General features: G+C 64.7%; 21 protein-coding genes. 10 read left to right on the forward strand and 11 right to left on the reverse strand.

Annotation, left to right across the window (positions count from 1 at the left end; genetic code table 11):
• Positions 1-18: 18 nt before the first annotated feature.
• Positions 19-1,497: a type VII secretion protein EccB gene (gene eccB, locus RHO23_RS15295; RefSeq protein WP_423488035.1), complete on the reverse strand. Its 1,479-nt coding sequence runs from the start codon at positions 1,495-1,497 to the stop codon at positions 19-21.
• A gap of 206 nt (positions 1,498-1,703) precedes the next feature.
• Between eccB and eccE the strand changes: the two genes are divergently transcribed.
• On the forward strand, positions 1,704-3,338 hold the full coding sequence (gene eccE, locus RHO23_RS15300; protein ID WP_264922087.1) for a type VII secretion protein EccE: 1,635 nt from the start codon (positions 1,704-1,706) through the stop codon (positions 3,336-3,338).
• A gap of 13 nt (positions 3,339-3,351) precedes the next feature.
• Here the strand turns inward: eccE and RHO23_RS15305 are convergent, their stop codons facing one another.
• Positions 3,352-3,906: a CGNR zinc finger domain-containing protein gene (locus RHO23_RS15305; protein WP_030096747.1), complete on the reverse strand. Its 555-nt coding sequence runs from the start codon at positions 3,904-3,906 to the stop codon at positions 3,352-3,354.
• 72 nt (positions 3,907-3,978) lie between these two features.
• Here RHO23_RS15305 and RHO23_RS15310 point away from each other — a divergent pair, with 72 nt between their 5' ends.
• From RHO23_RS15310 to RHO23_RS15330, 5 genes are all read left to right on the forward strand, one after another.
• Positions 3,979-5,031 (forward strand): EamA family transporter, encoded by a 1,053-nt coding sequence (locus tag RHO23_RS15310; RefSeq protein WP_264922088.1) that lies wholly within the window; start codon positions 3,979-3,981, stop codon positions 5,029-5,031.
• Position 5,032: 1 nt separating this feature from the next.
• Complete coding sequence (locus tag RHO23_RS15315; RefSeq protein ID WP_162269722.1) at positions 5,033-5,683, forward strand: cutinase family protein; 651 nt, start codon at positions 5,033-5,035, stop codon at positions 5,681-5,683.
• Positions 5,684-5,693: 10 nt separating this feature from the next.
• Positions 5,694-6,683: an alpha/beta fold hydrolase gene (locus RHO23_RS15320; protein ID WP_423488036.1), complete on the forward strand. Its 990-nt coding sequence runs from the start codon at positions 5,694-5,696 to the stop codon at positions 6,681-6,683.
• Between the two features lie 132 nt (positions 6,684-6,815).
• Positions 6,816-7,367 carry a cutinase family protein gene (locus RHO23_RS15325; RefSeq protein ID WP_030096743.1) on the forward strand — a complete coding sequence of 184 codons (552 nt, stop codon included), beginning with the start codon at positions 6,816-6,818 and terminating at the stop codon, positions 7,365-7,367.
• A gap of 42 nt (positions 7,368-7,409) precedes the next feature.
• Positions 7,410-8,126, forward strand: coding sequence for a cutinase family protein (locus RHO23_RS15330; protein WP_046254634.1), 717 nt, complete (start codon positions 7,410-7,412; stop codon positions 8,124-8,126).
• On the opposite strand, the gene truA is transcribed toward RHO23_RS15330, so the two are convergent.
• From truA to RHO23_RS15375, 9 genes are all read right to left on the reverse strand, one after another.
• Positions 8,127-9,011, reverse strand: a complete 885-nt coding sequence (gene truA, locus RHO23_RS15335) for a tRNA pseudouridine(38-40) synthase TruA (RefSeq protein ID WP_070922934.1) — start codon at positions 9,009-9,011, stop codon at positions 8,127-8,129.
• 3 nt (positions 9,012-9,014) lie between these two features.
• Positions 9,015-9,581, reverse strand: coding sequence for a 50S ribosomal protein L17 (rplQ, locus tag RHO23_RS15340; RefSeq protein WP_030096740.1), 567 nt, complete (start codon positions 9,579-9,581; stop codon positions 9,015-9,017).
• Between the two features lie 60 nt (positions 9,582-9,641).
• The gene (locus RHO23_RS15345) at positions 9,642-10,694 is read right to left on the reverse strand and encodes a DNA-directed RNA polymerase subunit alpha (RefSeq protein WP_030096739.1); all 1,053 of its coding nucleotides are present in this window, start codon (positions 10,692-10,694) and stop codon (positions 9,642-9,644) included.
• 74 nt (positions 10,695-10,768) lie between these two features.
• A complete protein-coding gene (gene rpsD / locus RHO23_RS15350; RefSeq protein WP_030096738.1) occupies positions 10,769-11,374 on the reverse strand; it encodes a 30S ribosomal protein S4 in 606 nt (201 codons plus the stop codon).
• A gap of 15 nt (positions 11,375-11,389) precedes the next feature.
• Entirely contained in the window at positions 11,390-11,809 is a 420-nt protein-coding gene (gene rpsK / locus RHO23_RS15355) for a 30S ribosomal protein S11 (RefSeq protein WP_030096737.1), read from the reverse strand.
• 5 nt (positions 11,810-11,814) lie between these two features.
• Positions 11,815-12,189: a 30S ribosomal protein S13 gene (gene rpsM, locus RHO23_RS15360; protein WP_030096736.1), complete on the reverse strand. Its 375-nt coding sequence runs from the start codon at positions 12,187-12,189 to the stop codon at positions 11,815-11,817.
• A gap of 169 nt (positions 12,190-12,358) precedes the next feature.
• Positions 12,359-12,472: a 50S ribosomal protein L36 gene (gene rpmJ, locus RHO23_RS15365; protein WP_003886927.1), complete on the reverse strand. Its 114-nt coding sequence runs from the start codon at positions 12,470-12,472 to the stop codon at positions 12,359-12,361.
• A gap of 22 nt (positions 12,473-12,494) precedes the next feature.
• Positions 12,495-12,716, reverse strand: coding sequence for a translation initiation factor IF-1 (infA, locus tag RHO23_RS15370; protein WP_003418601.1), 222 nt, complete (start codon positions 12,714-12,716; stop codon positions 12,495-12,497).
• Positions 12,717-12,921: 205 nt separating this feature from the next.
• A complete protein-coding gene (locus tag RHO23_RS15375) occupies positions 12,922-14,205 on the reverse strand; it encodes an FAD-dependent oxidoreductase (protein WP_070921369.1) in 1,284 nt (427 codons plus the stop codon).
• Positions 14,206-14,334: 129 nt separating this feature from the next.
• On the opposite strand from RHO23_RS15375, the gene RHO23_RS15380 reads away from it, so the two are divergent.
• From RHO23_RS15380 to rfbB, 4 genes are read left to right on the forward strand one after another with little or no spacing between them, the layout of a single operon-like run.
• A complete protein-coding gene (locus tag RHO23_RS15380; RefSeq protein ID WP_064409481.1) occupies positions 14,335-14,859 on the forward strand; it encodes a hypothetical protein in 525 nt (174 codons plus the stop codon).
• Positions 14,856-16,400 (forward strand): flotillin family protein, encoded by a 1,545-nt coding sequence (locus RHO23_RS15385; protein WP_070920848.1) that lies wholly within the window; start codon positions 14,856-14,858, stop codon positions 16,398-16,400. Before RHO23_RS15380 ends, RHO23_RS15385 begins: the two co-directional genes overlap by 4 nt.
• 29 nt (positions 16,401-16,429) lie before the next feature.
• A complete protein-coding gene (locus tag RHO23_RS15390; RefSeq protein WP_064409482.1) occupies positions 16,430-17,254 on the forward strand; it encodes an LLM class F420-dependent oxidoreductase in 825 nt (274 codons plus the stop codon).
• Positions 17,255-17,274: 20 nt separating this feature from the next.
• Entirely contained in the window at positions 17,275-18,270 is a 996-nt protein-coding gene (gene rfbB, locus RHO23_RS15395; RefSeq protein WP_070920850.1) for a dTDP-glucose 4,6-dehydratase, read from the forward strand.
• The last annotated feature ends 1 nt before the right edge of the window (position 18,271 follow it).

An 18,271-nucleotide genomic window follows, 5' to 3' on the forward strand; every position in this document is an offset into this window, starting at 1 on the left:
AACAACGGCGGTGGCGCTTTAGGCAGGCGCTGTAGTCGATGCCGACGGATTGATGGCCAAACCTGTCTTGTCCGGTGGCATTCCGTCGTGCACGACAAGTGCGTCTTCCTTGCTCAGTCGAGGCCCCGGCGGCAGCAGCCCGACGACCGGCCATGGGGCAGGAACGGGTTCAACCGTGAGCCCCAAAGCTTTTGCGGCCTCCAGATTCCCGATGCCAAAACGCACGCCGGTGTCGAGGATGAGATAGAGAGACTCGGCGCGCCCGGTATCGCCGCCTAAACCGGTGGACCGCACGAAAGCGCTGTGCGCGGGTGGAATATAGGCCGTGTCGAGGTTGGGGCCCTCCTTGTCGGCCTGCGCCAGCACCACCGGAACCTGATCGGTCTTCAACGGCAGCGAGTTACCCATCAAAAGCTTTGTCGAGGCGTGCTCCTGCGTTTTCTCCTGCCCGGGCTTCCAGCTGCTGCACAGCACCGACTTCTCCGGGACATCCACGATCTTTCCCGCGCGGTCCGGAAATGTCTGTACCGCAAGCACATTGAGACTCTGATGACCCGAGATCACGTCCGGGGCGACGGCGACGATGTCCTGCGCGCCTTGAGAGTCGGAGAACCGGATCAGATCGGCGGTGACCTCGTTGACGCGTTGCACTCCGTCCGAGAGCACCACGTAATACTCGGCAGAGTCCGCGCGACTCATCTTGATGACCGACCCGACTCGAATACCGCCAGTGGTGATAGGTGAAGACCTTCCGGCATCCGGGATGGGCGGCGGCGCGATGGCCGGAACCTCCGGAATCGCATTGAGGACTGACATCGAGATCGGCCGGGGCAGCACACCTTCCAGCCTCAGCGCGCGAGTCACCGCGGGGTTCGTCAGGTCCACCGCAGCGCGCTTGCCGTCGTAGAGCAGATACATCTGGCTGTTCACCGTCACCAGGGCATACCTGTCCTTCGGCATCTCCTGGTTGCCGTTCTCGAGGGTCACCTTGCCTGCGATCACCGTAGAAGTGACCGTGGAGCTCGGCGGGGGCGTCGCGACATCGCACACCGTCCAGATGGTGTCGTCCCCGGTTAGCGGCCCCGGAATAGAGGCCGGCGCACCGGGAATCCCGACGAGCGGGCCGCGCCGCGCCTTGGCCAGCTCCGAGTCCTTGACCGGCCTGGGATTCTCGTTGTTCCCGGAGATCAACCGGGCCGACGCCAAATTGAGTGCGGGGTGAAGTGTGTCCTGGATCCGGACGTAAACGGCACCGGTGTCTTTGGCCATGACGATGGGCTGATCACCCAGCGGCATGTTGGGACGAAAGAACGCCAAAATCGCACATCCGGCGACGACGACGGCAGCCAGCGCGATGCCGACCATGAGCGAACTGGACTGCGACCGCATCGGGTCATGAATCATTCGGACGTCACGGCGAACCAGCGCGTGTTCCATACGCCGCACCAGAAACCGGTACCCGCTTACCTGCAGTCGGGTGGTCGGTTGTCGCGCCATCGTCCCCCTCCAGGAAGTCTGCGGAACTCGGATCTACGACCCAACGATGCGGCTAGGTCTGCCCCCGGATCTTGTCAGATCGTACGTACCGGCCACACGGCCATGCAGCCTATTGCAATACTGGGCAACCACGATAGGTTGCGGGTGGCCACCGCGATGCCCGAGTCGGGTCGGCGCGGCATCACGGCGGGACGAAAGGGGGAACGATGACCTTGAGCGGAGCCGCGCCGGAACAGGTACGTCGGGCCACGATGCCGATCCAGATCATGGTGACCTCGCAACTGCTGATTCTCGCCGCGGTCCTGATTTCCTTGCTGTTCGGCTGGCCGTGGTGGGCGGCGTTGTTGATCGCGATCGCGTCCTTGGCACTCGCCCTCGGCCGTTGGGGCGGCCAGACGGTCAGGCATTGGGCAGTTACCGGATTCAAATATCTGACGGGCCGCACTTACCGAAGCTCGGGCAGCATTGCCGACACCCCCAGCGGCCAGGACAGCTGGACCGGAACTCGTTGGGAGAACGGGAAACTCATCACGGTGCTGGAGGTCAGCGCAACCCAACGCCACCCCTCCGTCATCACCCCGGACCACTGCGCCACCGACTCACTGGTGCCCCTGCGCGTGCTGCGGGAGTGCATGCATCAGAACGACATCGAGCTGGAGAGCATCGACGTCATCAGCAACGGCCAACGCACCGCACAGGGCACGGTCCTGCGCGGCGGCTACGACCGGCTGGTGGGCCCGCTACCTGCCGTCGCCATCCGCACTGTCTGGGTGGTACTGAGATTCGACCCCGGCGCGAACGTCGACGCGGTCTTCCGCCGCGGAGGCAGCCGACGTGGCGCGGAACGATGTGCCGTCATCGCCACCGCACGGGTCCGCCGGGCATTGGCGGCGGCCCACTGCGCCAGCACCATCCTGCAGGCGGGCCAGATTCACCGAATCAGCGCCGAAATGCTCCGGCAGTACGCGGGCGCACCCATGCACGAGGAGTGGGGCGGGCTCATGCTCATCGACTCCTACAACGTCGCGATGGGAATTGACCCGTGGTACATCACCGACGCCACCCTCACGGGACTGTGGGCGCGGCCCACGCTGGAGACCACCGTGACGGTTCGGCTGCGCCCGGCCGCGAAGGGCCGCACATCGGTTGGGGCACTGGTGCGGTGGGCAACCGACGAACAACTTCCGATACGCCATTCCACGGGCATGACCTCACTGAACGGGAGCCAGCGCGACGCGTTCTTCGCCGGACTTCCCGTGGGGGCCATCGGGTTGGAGTACCTGACCCGCAGCATCGAGATGAGCAACGAGGAACTCGACGGCATTCATCTGCCGACATCGGGCTGCGGACAATTGATCGGCTCGGATATGTCCGGCCGCGCGATCGCCGCACGATTGTCCGGACAGGGCGTTCACACCGTGGTGGTCCGCGCCGAACTCTACGTATGCCAGCAGGTGGTGCTCAGAGCGGTGGCGATCGGTGCGCTTGTGGTCGTCTACACCGACCGTCCCCACATGTGGGATGTCATGGTGACCTCGATCGGCGACGCCAACCGCATCCAATTCGCCAGTGGCCCGGGCTTTATCGACCCTCGATGCACGCTGGCCGTGGTGGACGGCATGCAGCCGACCGCACTTCCCAGCAACTGCACGGCACTGCACATCATCAGCAGCGAGTACGACGCACTTCCGGCCCGGCCGGATGTCATCATCGACCAGCCCAATGGCTACGGCGACCACATCCTCTTGACCGCCGGTGGCGAGACCATCCAGGTCCGCCTCGTGACGGTCAGCGATGAGTTGGCCTACCTGGGCCGGCCGATACAGGCTTTCGCGCAGTAGAAGTTTCGCGGCTTCAGGGCTCGTCGCGCATGCGCTCCCGGTAGGCGGCCACATGCTGCCGGTTACCGCAGTTTCCAGTGTCACAGAACATCCTGGATCTGTTACGCGACAGGTCGATCAGGACGGCATCACAATCCGGGGCGGCACAGGTCTTCAAACGCCGCTGTTCGCCTGTGCGCACCAGGTCCGCGAACACCATGGCGGTCTCGGCACCGAGGCGGTCCGCGAGCGGCGCGTCGCTGGCCGCCATGTGCAGGTGCCAATCGGGTTCCTCGACATGCCGGGTGAGCCACGGCGAGGCGTGGGTATCGGCCAGCAAGGCATTGACCTGCCGGACCACGTATTCCTCGTCGTTGATATGCGCCCAGATATCGCCCAATCGGGTCCGTAGCGTCTTCACGGCCTGCAGCTCGGCCTCATCGCCGTCACGCCTGCCGGTCCAGCCGTACCGATCCAACAGCGGCGGTAGGGCGTCCGGATCAGGGAGCAGTTCCCGATCGTTGCGGGCGGTGTTGATCAGCTCAGCCGCAGATTTCAGCCCCTGCTCCGTGTCATGAGTGAAAAGCATTTGACACCTGACATCCTTCACTTATACCGTCATGACCGTATTCGATTTTACTCATGACACACGGGAGGTGCGGTGAACGACAGGGCCACTTTCCGGGCGGGCGTGATCCTCGCCCTCGCCTCAGCCGCCACCTTCGGATTTTCCGGCCCCTTCGCCAAGTCACTCATGGCGGCAGGCTGGTCTCTGACAGCCGTCGTCACCGCACGCCTGGCCACCGGCGCCGCGGTCATGGTCGTGGCCGCCTGCATCGCGGCACCCGGATGGTTCTCCGAAGCCAGGCGCCACACCAAAGTCGTTGTGCTGTACGGGATCATTCCCGTGGCGGGTGCCCAGTTCTGCTACTTCGGCGCCGTCCGGCACATGTCGGTCGGCGTGGCGATGCTCCTGGAGTTCCTGAGCCCCATCCTGGTTATCGCCTGGACCTGGCTGTCCACCCGGCACCGTCCACACACCCGGGTACTTGCCGGCGCAGCCCTCGCGCTAGTTGGAATGCTGTTGGTACTCAACATCTTCAGCGGATCCCGCGTAGAGCCGGTGGGGGTGCTGTGGGGATTGGGCGCGGCCGTGTGCGCTGCGTACTACTTCATCTCGTCACACCGCGCGGGCGGCAAGGCGCAAGGGCTGCAACCGATCACGCTGACCACCAGCGGGCTACTCGTCGGCACCATCGCGGTCGGCGGCTTCGGGCTCACCGGGATCATGCCGATGACCTTTTCCACTCAGGATGTGCAGGTCGCGGGCTGGCATGCACCGGTCTACGTGCCCATCCTCATTCTCGGAGTGGTCACCACCGCGATCGCCTATCTCACCGGCATCGCCGCCATCGCCCGACTCAAGCCAAGCTATGCGTCGTTGATCGCGCTCACCGAAGTGCTGTGCGCGGTGATCGCGGGGTGGGTGCTGCTCGGGGAAACCATCGCACCCATCCAGTACGTGGGCGCCGCGGTCATTCTCGCGGGACTGGTTCTGGCACATCAGGGCGCGGGTACCTCGGCGGATGCCGAATCCAGCGCAGCCGGGCTCTCAGCTTCTTTACCTGCGGGATTGAAATCACATGGCAGTGACAGCGAATTATCCGTAACCTCAGTGTGTGACGCTACAGCCGAATCCACGCCCAGCCAGTAAGTTGTTCGCCGCCGCCGCACGCGCGGCGGTTGTTTCGGTTGCGGCAATCATGATGACCACGGGTCTCGCGGTCATCCTCCCCGCCACCGCTTCGGCGGCCTGTCCCAACGTCGAGGTTTCCTTCGCCCGCGGGCGTTCCCAGCCGCCAGGCGTCGGAAATATCGGCGACGGATTCATCAGCGCACTGCGCAACCGCGTCAAAGACGTTGGTGTGTACGCGGTCCGGTACGACGCCAACACTGACGTCAGCGGCGGAGCGAACGACCTGAGTGCCCACCTGCAATCGGTGGCCAACTCATGCCCCAACACCAAGCTGGTGGTGGGCGGTTACTCCCTCGGCGCCGGTGTCGTCGATACCGCGCTGGGTTTCCAGGGTCCCGTCTCGATCGGGGACTTCTTCAACTTCACCAATCCGGTTCCCCCTGAGGTCGGTGACCGCATTCGGGCGATCGTCACCTTCGGCAACATCGTCAACCGCTTCGCCCCGATCCAGAACCTCGCGGGCGCCTACTCCGATCGCGTCCTTGACCTGTGCAATGACGGCGACCCGGTCTGCATGGCGGGCGACAACGAGAGCTGGAAGTCCCACACCACATACCCGCCGGCACTCTTTGCGCAGGCTGCGGACTTCGCTGCCGCCCGGGTGAACTAGCCTCGCCTGGGTGACTGTTTCCCAGATCACCCACCGTCAGCTGTCGGTCAATGGAATCGACATGCACGTCGCCGAACAGGGCGAAGGCCCGGCGGTTGTTCTGTGCCATGGCTTTCCCGGGCTTTGGTACACCTGGCGCCACCAGCTGGCCGCGCTGTCTGCAGCCGGATATCGGGCCATCGCGCCGGATATGCGCGGATATGGACGCACCACGGCGCCGCGGGACGTAACCGCCTATGACCGCAACACCACGGTCAACGACCTCGTCAGCTTGTTGGACGCGCTGGATCTGCACGATGCGGTGTTTTCCGGACACGATTTCGGGGCACATCTGGTGTGGGACATGCCCGCCTGGGCGGGGGATCGAGTTCGCGCACTGATCCAGCTGTCGGTACCGCGCACCCGGCGACTCCCGGTAACACCGAGCGTTGGATTCAATCACCTTGCCTCTCAGCACTTCACACATCTGGAGTACTTCCAGGAGCCGGGCGTGGCAGAGTCCGAGCTGGATGCGCAGCCAAAGACATTCCTGGCCACGCTTTTCCACGCTCTCAGCGGGGCAAATCGCTATCTGGATTGTTGGGACCACCCGGCACGCGTGGGCGACAAACGTAACGGCTACCTAGATGTCCTTCCGAGTCCCCCTCCCCTGCCATGGAATTGGCTTTCCGAGCAGGATCTCGACTACTACGCAGCCGAATTCACGCGCACGGGATTCACTGGTGGCCTCAACTGGTACCGGGCCGAGGATCTGGTGTGGTCCCAGAATGAGCACCTGCACGACAGACCCATCGGCGTACCGGTGACCTTCATCGCCGGATCGGCTGATCCGGTCCTGGAAATGCTCGGCCGCGACCCCATGACGGCCATGGCCGATCTCGTTCCCGGTTTGCGGTCGGTGCTGATCGTCGAGGGGGCCGGACACTTCGTGCAGATGGAGCGGCCTGACGCGGTCAACACCGCGATGATTGAGTTCCTGGGGTCGCTTCCGCCCAGGTGACATGGCCCATACCGCACCGATATGACAACTAGATTGACTTACCCGTAGCATTCCCGTGTGACGACGTACAGTGCTGTTTCACCTGCAATCGCGCACGTCCGCCGGTGGGGATTTCCACTCGCCGCTCTGCTCATGTTCATCAGCCTGGTGACCATCTCGCAGCCGGTGACCGCGACCGCCGACCCGTGCGCCGCCGTGGACGTCTCCTTCGCTCGCGGCCGTGATGAGCCGCCCGGCCTCGGCCGCGTGGGTCAGGCGTTCGTTGACGCCCTCGGCCCCAAGGTCGGCAGCATGAACGTCTACCCCGTCAACTACAGCGCCGGACTGCTCTCCACCGGAGAAGGTGCCGATGACCTGCGCGCACACCTCAGCGACGTCGCATCATCCTGCCCGAACACCAAGCTGGTGATCGGCGGATACTCGATGGGCGCGACCGTCGTGGACGACGTCGCCAACAACCCGCCGCCGGACGTCGCCGGCCGGATCAGGGGAATCGCGACCTTCGGAAACATCGACCGGCGCGGCGGTGGCATGACCGGTCCCCTCGCCGGACGGTGGATCGATCAGTGCAATCCCGGCGACCCGGTCTGCCAGGAGGGCGGCCGCTCGTGGACCGCGCACCAGACCTACGAGCAGACAAATCTGCCCGCTCAGGCTGCGTCTTTCGTGGCGGGCAAGCTCTAGAGAAAGGGCACACAAGACCTCGCTGACCCGTAGCATCGTGGTGTGACCACGCATCAGCGGGGCACGAGGGTCGGCGTTGTCCTGAGTTATCTTGTCGCCCTGACGGTGTTCGCGCTGTCGGCGGTGAATGTTGTCGGGCTTGTCTATGCGGTGCCTCACGCGTCGGCAGATCCGTGTTCGGACGTAGACGTCTCATTTGCACGGGGTCGCAAGGAGCCAGTCGGGTTGGGCCGCGTGGGCGGTGAGTTCGTGGACTCTCTGACCCCGCGCATCGAGGCGACCGGGGCCAGCATGAACGTCTACCCCGTCAACTACGACGCTGGCATTTTTTCGGCCGGCGGCGGGGCCAATGATCTGAGCAATCATCTGCAAGCTGTGGCAGCCAGTTGCCCCCGTACCAAGCTCGTCATCGGCGGGTACTCGATGGGTGCGGAGGTAATCGACACGATCATCGGTGTTCCGAACGTGGGCATCGGGTTCAACCGCCCCCTACCTCCCGCAGTAGGCGACCGCATCGCGGCTATCGCGACGTTCGGCAACGCCACCCACCGTACGGGCGGCCCGCTGAGCGGTATCGCTGGCGTATTCGGCTCGCGGGCAATCGATCTCTGTAATCAAGGAGACCCGATCTGCATGGCCGGCCCCAACAACAGCTGGGACGCCCACACCTCGTATGAACGCACCGGACTTCCCGCTGAGGCCGCGGCGTTCGTTGCCTCGAAACTCAACCGCCACGGTGAAGCCGAGCCCAGCGAGTAGTCAGTCCTTCCGGACTCGAACATCACGCGTGATCAACACGCGAGCCGCCATCTCGTCATCGGGCGGATAGTCCACACCGACCAGTGTCAGACCACGCGCCGGTGCAGCCGCGAAATCGCTTGAACGCCTTTCCTTCTTGAGCAGGTCCGCGCACCACTGCGCCGGCCGTCTGCCCTCCCCCACTACCAGTACCGCACCCACCAACGACCGCACCATCGACCAGCAGAACGCGTCGGCGCTCACGTGCGCGGACACCTGATGTCCATCGACCGTCCAGTCGAACCGCTGCAATTCACGGATCGTTGTGGCGCCGTCACGATGACGGCAGAAGGCCGCGAAATCATTCAGCCCCAATAGTTTCTGCGAAGCCTCGGCCATGGCCCCGACGTCCAGCGGGCGGTGCCATCCGACGACATCGTGCCGCTCTAGAGGCAGCACTCCGAACGGCGCCGTGGAGAACCGATATTCGTAGTGCCGCCGCAGGGCCGAGAACCGCGCGTCGAAATGCTCGGGGGCACGCCGTATATCGAGCACGCGCACGTCTTTGGGCAGGAAACGCGACAGCCGCCGGATCAGCCTGCCGAACTCAGGCGCATCCGCGGAGCGGGATCTACCGAGGATTTCTGGGAGCCGAGCATGCGGGATGTCGAGATGCGCTACCTGGCCCGTGGCATGTACGCCCGCGTCGGTGCGCCCGGCGGCGTACAGCGAGACCGGCTCGCCCACGATCGTCGTGAATGCCTCACCCAGCACCCCGGCGACCGTACGTTGGTTGACTTGAGTGGCCCATCCCGCGAAATCGGTTCCGTCATAGGCAATATCGAGCCGTAAACGAACCAGCCCGCCACCGTCTCCGGTAGCGGGCTGGTTCTCAGGTGTGACCAAAGGTCATTCCTTCTTGTCTGCGTCCTCGGCCTCGGGAGCCTCAGCCGTGTCGGCTGCGGCATCCGCCGCGCCTTCCGCCTCGGCAGCCGCATCGTCTGCAGTGTCGGTCTCGACCTCGACGACATCCTCAGCAGGAGTCTCCTCGACCTTGGCCTCTTCGGCCTTCTTGGTCGAAGCGACCCGGCGAGCGCGGTCGGCCTCAGAGGTGACCGTCTTCTCCTTCACCAGCTCGATGACCGCCATGGGCGCGTTGTCGCCCTTACGGTTCTCGACCTTGATGATGCGGGTGTAGCCACCATTGCGATCGGCGTAGAACGGACCGATCTCCTCGAAAAGGGCGTGGATGACGTCCTTGTCGCGGATCTTCTTGAGCACCTCGCGCCGGTTGTGCAGCCCACCCTTCTTGGCGTGGGTGATCAGCTTCTCGGCGTAGGGCCGCAGCACGCGGGCCTTGGTCTCGGTGGTCTTGATCCGGCCGTGCTCGAACAGCGCGGTGGCCAGGTTGGCCAGCAGCGCCTTCTGGTGCGAAGACGACCCGCCGAGACGGGCACCCTTGGTGGGCTTTGGCATTGCGACTATCTCCTATTCGGGGCCGGCCCCCGTATCAGGTAGGACCGGGACGGATTGTGTTTAGAGCTGTTCGGTTTCGGCGAAGTCCTGATCGCCATCGAAGTCGTACGAACCGGTGTCCGACCATGTGCCGGTGGCAACGTCGTATCCGGCGACCTCGGACGGATCGAAGCTGGTCGGGCTGTCCTTGAGCGACAGGCCGAGCTGATGCAGCTTGATCTTCACCTCGTCGATGGACTTCTGACCGAAGTTGCGGATGTCCAGCAGATCCGACTCGGTGCGGGCAACCAGCTCGCCGACGGTGTGCACACCCTCGCGCTTGAGGCAGTTGTACGACCGGACGGTCAGGTCCAGGTCCTCGATGGGCAGCGCGAACGAGGCGATGTGGTCTGCCTCGGCCGGCGACGGCCCGATCTCGATGCCCTCGGCCTCGACGTTGAGTTCACGTGCCAGACCGAACAGCTCAACCAGCGTCTTGCCGGCCGAGGCCAGGGCGTCACGCGGGGTGATCGAGTTCTTGGTCTCGACATCCAGCACCAGCTTGTCGAAGTCGGTGCGCTGCTCGACACGGGTGGCGTCGACGTTGTACGTGACCTTGAGCACCGGCGAGTAGATGGAATCGACGGGGATACGACCGATCTCGGCGCCCGAGGCCTTGTTCTGCACGGCCGGGACGTAGCCGCGACCGCGCTCGACGACGAGCTCGATCTCCAGCTTGCCCTTGTCGTTCAGGGTCGCGATGTGCATGTCGGGGTTGTGCACGGTCACGCCGGCGGGCGGAACGATGTCACCGGCGGTGACGGCACCCGGTCCCTGCTTGCGCAGGTACATGGTGACCGGCTCGTCCTCCTCCGAGGACACCACGAGGCTCTTGAGGTTGAGGATGATGTCGGTGACGTCTTCCTTCACCCCGGGAACGGTGGTGAACTCGTGCAGCACACCGTCGATGCGGATGCTGGTGACGGCCGCGCCCGGGATGGACGACAGCAGGGTGCGCCGCAGCGAGTTGCCCAGGGTGTAGCCGAATCCCGGCTCCAGGGGCTCGATGACGAAGCGCGACCGGTTCTCGGCCAGCGTCTCCTCGGACAGGGTGGGTCGCTGAGAAATCAGCATTCTTTTCTATCTCCTTCTCGGCACCCGCTATTTGATGCCGGTCAGTGGGCCTGTAGCAGGATCGCTACCGGCGATTACTTCGAGTAGAACTCGACGATCAGCTGCTCGGTGAGCGGCACGTCGATCTGCGCGCGCTCGGGGAGCTGGTGCACCAGGATGCGCTGGCGCTCGCCGACAACCTGCAGCCAGCCCGGGATGGGCCGCTCGCCGGCGGTCTCGCGTGCAACCTCGAACGGCAAGGTGTTCAGCGACTTTTCCTTGACGTCGATGATGTCGTACTGCGACACCCGGTAGCTGGGCACATCGACCTTCACGTTGTTGACCGTGAAGTGGCCGTGCGAGACCAGCTGGCGAGCCTGACGACGAGTCCGGGCCAGACCGGCGCGGTAGACAACGTTGTCGAGACGGCTTTCCAGGATCTGCAGCAGCTGCTCACCGGTCTTGCCGGAGGACCGCACGGCCTCGGCGTAGTAGCGGCGGAACTGCTTCTCCATAACGCCGTAGGTGAAGCGGGCCTTCTGCTTCTCCTGCAGCTGCTGGCGGTATTCGCTCTCCTTGATCCGCGCGCGGCCGTGCTGGCCGGGAGGGTAAGGACGCTTCTCGTACGCGCTGGAGCCACCGACGAGGTCGACGCCCAGACGACGGGACTTGCGAGTGACGGGTCCGGTATAACGAGCCATTAGTTCAAGCCTCCCTTAGACCCGGCGCCGCTTGGGCGGACGGCAGCCGTTGTGCGGCTGCGGAGTGACATCGGAAATCGCGCCCACTTCGAGGCCGGCGGCCTGCAGCGAGCGGATGGCGGTCTCGCGGCCGGAGCCGGGACCCTTGACGAACACGTCGACCTTCTTGACGCCGTGCTCCTGCGCCTTGCGGGCAGCGTTCTCGGCAGCCAGCTGCGCGGCGAACGGAGTCGACTTACGCGAGCCCTTGAAGCCGACGTGGCCCGAGGACGCCCACGCGATCACGTTGCCCTGCGGGTCGGTGATCGAAACGATGGTGTTGTTGAACGTGCTCTTGATGTGCGCGGCGCCGAGGGGAATGTTCTTCTTTTCCCGGCGGCGGGTCTTCTGCGCCTTCTTGGGGCCGGAACCGGCGCCCTTCTTCGGTGGTGCCATCGGGGTTACCTAGCCTTCTTCTTGCCGGCGATGGTGCGCTTCGGGCCCTTGCGGGTGCGCGCATTGGTCTTGGTCCGCTGACCGCGCACCGGCAGGCCGCGACGGTGGCGCAGGCCCTGGTAGCAGCCGATCTCGATCTTGCGGCGGATGTCGGCCTGCACCTCGCGGCGCAGGTCACCCTCCACCTTGAGAGAGGCTTCGATGTATTCACGCAGCTGCGTCACCTGATCATCGGTCAGGTCCTTGCTGCGCTGCTCGGGGCTGATGCCCGTGGCGGCCAGGATCTCCTTGGAACGGGTCCGGCCAATGCCATAGATATAGGTGAGCGCGATTTCCATACGCTTATCGCGCGGTAGGTCGACGCCTACTAGACGTGCCATGCGGCAGTTCCTCTTTCATTCAACGAAGGTCTGTTCCCAGTCCGCCCCCTCTAGGTTGGGGCCCCGGCCTCCGTTCCGGGGGTGTCTGCCCGGCGTACCCGGTCAGTGGTTCTGGGAGGTCTTCATTCAGTTATGTAGCTGGTCAGCTAGGTCCTTGCGGACGTTCTGACTAGCCTTGCCTCTGCTTGTGGCGGGGGTCCTGGCAGATCACCATGACCCGCCCGTGCCGGCGAATGACGCGGCACTTGTCGCAGATCGGCTTGACGCTCGGGTTGACCTTCACGTTCCCAATCCTGTTCTTGTCGTTACTTGTACCGGTAAACGATCCGACCGCGGGACAGGTCATAGGGAGACAACTCCACTACCACTCTGTCCTCAGGCAGGATGCGGATGTAGTGCTGCCGCATCTTGCCGCTGATGTGGGCAAGTACCTTGTGTCCGTTCTCCAGCTCAATGCGAAACATCGCATTGGGCAGGGGTTCGACCACCCGGCCCTCGACCTCGATGGCTCCGTCTTTCTTAGCCATATCCTCCGCGATTCTTATTGCCTGCTCCGGCTATCGCCGGCATGACACGGCAACACTCACCGACCTCGAACGTGAGCCGGTGACAGGAAAATCCAGGACAGGGCACGCAGACAGTCGGCACGTAAGCCGCACCGTTGGTCAAGGATACCCGCGTAACGCCCCCAAACCAAACCGGCGAACGGGCCGTCAGAACCGCCCGGAGGTCTTACGACCAGGTGACTCCCGACCTGCTGATATGCGGAATCGCCGTGGGTCGCACCAGACCCGCCGTCAGCCAAGCGCCGGCGATCCAGATATGGGGTGCGGATTTGGCGGCCATCGTCCGCCTGGCCCGCATCGATACGTCCGAACCATCCAGGACTCGCTGCGCCCGCACGGACAGTATCCGGTTACGCACACCCGAGCGCCGCCGCTCGCGAGCGCTGCGGTTGATCGCCAGCCAGGCGGCGGCGAGATCGCTGGGCTCCCCCAGCGCCTCCGCGATGGCCTCGGCGGCCGCGGCAGCGTCGGCCACGCCCGAGTTGAGACTGCGACCCCCCAGCGGGGCGAACTGATGGGCGGCCTCACCCGCGAGCAGCACCCGACGGTTCACGTCGGTGTAGCTGCTGGCCACGCCCTGCACGGTCTGATGCACCTCGACCGACCTGATGTGGTCGGCGTACCAGATATCACCGGTGAGCGCCGTGACCCAGGAACGCACCAGTTCGGTCGACGGCGTGGCCTCATCGTGGGGCAGGAACTGAACATCAAGGCGCAGACCGTCCGGGTAGGGCAGCCGGATGGCGTGACGTCCGCCCAGATCGGGATGGTGGTACTGGATCTGCACCGGCAGATCGAGCGTGACACCGTCAGGGTGCGGTTCGACGTCGATCACCGCGGAAGGGGGCGACGGCGGGCGCTCGGACATACCGATGCCCAGTGCCTGCCGAATGGCCGACCTAGAACCGTCGGCGGCAATGACGTAGCTCGCGCGCAGCCGATCGCCGCTGGAAAGCGTCAACCGAGCGCCGGTGTGGTCGGTGCTGATGTCGGTGACAGCAATCCCGCAGTGGTACTCCACGCCCAAATTCAGCGCCTCGGCCAGGCTCTCTTCTTCAATGGTGCGCTGCGACAAGCTCATTCCCCATGCCGCGGGGTTCCACGGACCGGGTATCCGCGAGGGGGCATACGAGGACATGACGAACACCGGGCGGCCCTGGTAGAAGGTCTGGACACCATGGACCGCGAGCGCGGACTGGCGCAGACGGGCACCCAACTCGGGTGCCACCCGGTCGTATCGCCGCAATGTCGAGTGTCCGACGAACGTCGCGCAGTTCCGGTGGCGCTGGCGATCTTTCGAGCCGGCCGCCTCCAGCACAACAACGCGAATTCCCCGGCGCGCCAAAAGCGTGGCAGCCAGCAACCCCACGGGACCGCCGCCGACGATCACGACGGCGTCATCGGTGATGTCCCGATGCGCGTCCGTCGACACTGCCGCGAGGTGAGCCACCCACTGACGGTACCGCGCCAGGGCACGCGAGCGCCTGTTCAGCCCGGCAACACATAGCCAGCGGGGCGGATACGTGGTACCTATATCGGTAGTGGCGAACATCGCCGTCGGCAACGGGGAGGGGGTCGAGTGGACGGTCTGACAGTCGGATATCTGGCGGCCTTCGCGGTCGGTGGAATCGCCGTGCTCTCGGCTCTGCTGCTTACCGACATCGGCCATGGCGACGGGATGCCGTTTCTGAGCCTGACCTCGGTTTCCGCCGCCCTGACCGGCGCGGGCGCCGGTGGATTCATCGGCTCGGCTCTGGGCATCGCAACGCTGCCGACAGCAATCATTGCAGCCGTGTGCGCGGTTGCGCTGGTGTCGATCCTGCAACTTTTCTTGACGTACCTGCGGCGCCAGCAGGCGAACTCGCATTCGGGGCGCGCGTCCTATATCGGACGGCTCGGCACCATCACCCTGGAGGTGCCATCCGGCGGCGGCTGGGGCGAAGTCGCGTTCACCGATGCCGATGGCAACCGGGTGCACTCGCGCGCGATCACCGACGAACCCGACGGACTGGCCAAGAACGCCGCGGTCTACATCGCTGACGTGGACCACGAATACCTGCACGTCGTTGGCATTCCAAACCAAACCTCTAAGGACCCCGCATGAGCTCACTTCTGATCATCGTCATCATCGCCATCGCGGCGCTGGTGCTCTTCGTGGCGCTGCCGTTGGTCTACGTGCGCAACTACGTCAAGGTGCCGCCGAATGAGGTCGCGGTGTTCACGGGCCGTGGCCAGCCCAAGGTGGTGCGCGGTGGCGCGCGGTTCAAGATGCCCGGCATCGAGCGGGTGGACATCATGTCACTCGAACCATTCAACGTGAACATCAACCTGCAGAATGCGTTGTCCAACAACGGTGTTCCCGTTAACGTCGAGGCCGTCGGGCTGGTGCGCATCGGTTCCAACGACGAGGCAGTGCAGACCGCGGTGCAACGCTTCCTGACCTCCGACCTCTCGGAGTTGCAGCGCCAGATCAACGAGATCCTGGCCGGTAGCCTGCGCGGCATCACTGCCACCATGACCGTCGAGGACCTGAACTCCAACCGTGACTCGCTGGCACGCAGCGTCGTCGAGGAGGCAGGCGGTGACCTCGCCCGCATCGGCATGGAGGTCGACGTCCTGAAGATCGCGGGCATCTCCGACCGCAACGGGTACCTGGAATCGCTCGGCCAGCGCCGGATCGCCGAGGTCCGCCGCGATGCGACGGTCGGCACCGCCGAAGCCGAACGGGACGCGCAGATCCAATCCGCGCAGGCCCGCCAGGCGGGTGCCATCGCACAGGCCGAAGCCGATACCGCCATCGCCACCGCGACCCAGAAGCGCGATGTGGAGCTGGCCCGTCTGCGCGCGCAGACGGAGGCGGAGAACGCTCAGGCGGACCAGGCCGGTCCGCTCGCCCAGGCCCGCGCCGAAAAGGATGTCGGTATCGCCCGCGAGCAGGCGGAAGCCGCGCGTGTGCAGGCCCGCACCGAGGTGGAGCAGCGTCGTACCGAGCAGGCCCAGGCCGCGTTGCAAGCCGATGTCATCGCCCCGGCCGAGGCACGTCGTCAGGCCGATATCGCGATCGCCGAAGGTAGCCGGCAGGCCGCGATTCTGAAGGCGCAGGCCGATGCCGAGGCCGAGCGGCAGAAGGGTTCCGCCGAAGCCGACGCCCGCAAGGCGGCCGCGGACGCCTACCGCATCGAACAGCAGGCGGCCGCCGACGGCACCAAGGCCAAGCTGATCGCCGAAGCCGACGGCACGAAGGCCAAGCTGATCGCTGAGGCCGACGGCGTCAAGGCCAAGCTGTTGGCCGAAGCCGACGGTAAGAAGGAGGTCGCCGCCGCACTCAACGCCTACACGCCAGAGGCCGCCCGGCTGTTGACCCTGCCGGACATCCTCGCGTCGGTGGTGCAGGCGACGGAGGCCGCGTCGAAACCGATCGGCGAGATTGAAAGGCTGTCCATCATCGGGGGCTCCGGTGACGCCCAGGACGCGCTGGGCACTCTTTTCGGGGTGAGTCCGCAGGCAGTGGCCAAAGTGATTGAAAGCCTCAAGGTTTCGGGTATCGATGTGCCGGAGCTTTTGAACCGCACACAGCAGGCCAAGGAATCCACGTCCGCTGCCCCCGCACCCGCGGCGCATCCGGAAGAATCGGTGGAGGAATAGCGACACCTCCTGCGAAGTTGGGACGCAGCATGGGCGAATCGAACCTCACCAAGTACGGGATATGGAAGGGCGGCCCGGTCACCCCGGAGCAGGCCAAGGCCATCGAGGATCTCGGCTACGGATCGGTGTGGATCGGGGGTGTGTTCACCTCGGATCTCGCGTACGTGGAGCCGCTGCTGGAGGCGACCGAGAATCTCACGGTCGCCAGCGGCATCGTGAACATCTGGACCTCTCCCGTCGACGAGATAGCGGCTTCGTTCCACCGGATCGAGGCCGCCTATCCGGGGCGGTTCCTCCTGGGAGTGGGTGCCGGGCATCCGGAGGCCTCGGCCGAGTACCGCAAGCCGTACGACGCCCTTGTCGAGTACCTCGACGGGCTGGATGCCGCGGGCGTACCCAAGCAGCGCCGGGCATTGGCCGCGCTCGGCCCCAAGGTGCTCAAGCTCTCGGCCGATCGCACCGCGGGCGCACACCCCTATCTGACGACGCCCGAGCACACCCGAGAAGCCCGGCAGATCATCGGCCCGGACGCACTGCTCATTCCCGAGCACAAGGTGGTGCTCAGCACCGACGCCCAGAGCGCACGCGAGATCGGCCGCCGCACCGTCGACTTCTATCTTCAGTTGAGCAACTACGTAAACAACTGGAAGAGACTTGGTTTCAGCGACGAGGACGTCACCTCGCCGGGAAGTGACGCCTTCATCGACGCCGTGGTGGCGCATGGAACGGCCGAGGAAATCGCCGCACGATTGCACGAACACCTCGACGCCGGCGCGAACCAGGTACTCATTCAGGTCCTGGGCGATAAGGGGTTGGTCGACACATTGACCTCGTTGGCGGACACGCTTCGGTAATCCCCCACTAGGGTTAGTGCATGCGAATCTTGGTGACCGGCGGCGCCGGTTTCATCGGAGCCAACTTCGTACATGCGACCGTCCGTGAGCGCCCCGATGTCTCGGTGACCGTTCTCGACGCGCTGACTTACGCCGGTACCCGTGAGTCGTTGACTCCGGTCACCGCGTCGGTCGAGCTGGTACAGGGCGATATCTGCGATGCCGAGACAGTGGATCGGCTGGTCTCCGCGCACGATGTGGTGGTGCATTTCGCCGCAGAGACGCACAACGACAACTCGCTCGCGGACCCGTCGCCGTTCTTGCACAGCAACATCATTGGCACCTACACACTGCTGGAAGCAGTGCGCCGCCATGATGTGCGGCTGCACCACATCTCCACCGACGAGGTGTTCGGCGATCTCGAGCTCGATGACCCGAATCGGTTCACCGACACCACTCCATACAACCCGTCGAGCCCGTACTCGGCGACCAAGGCCTCGGCGGATCTGCTGGTGCGCGCCTGGATGAGATCGTTTGGGGTACGCGCGACGATCTCCAACTGTTCCAACAACTACGGGCCGTATCAGCATGTGGAGAAGTTCATTCCACGGCAGATCACCAACATCCTGACGGGCCGCCGTCCGCGCCTATACGGGGCCGGGGCGAACGTCCGGGACTGGATCCACGTCGATGACCACAACAGTGCGGTGTGGCGCATCATCGAGGACGGCGCCATCGGACGCACCTATCTCATCGGGGCTGACGGAGAACGGGACAACCTGTCGGTGTTGCGCACCATTCTGGAACTCATGGGCAAGTCGCCGGACGACTTCGATCACGTCACCGACCGCGCGGGCCACGACCTGCGTTACGCCATTGATCCCACCCCGCTGCGAGATGAATTGGGCTGGAAGCCAAAACATCTCGACTTCACCAGCGGGCTGGCCGAGACAATCTCGTGGTATCAGGACAACGAGGATTGGTGGCGTCCCATCAAGGATGGTGTGGAAGCCCGCTACGCGAAACAGGGGCAGTGAC

Source organism: Mycobacteroides sp. PCS013, from assembly GCF_049532645.1.
Lineage (GTDB): Bacteria > Actinomycetota > Actinomycetes > Mycobacteriales > Mycobacteriaceae > Mycobacterium > Mycobacterium gwanakae.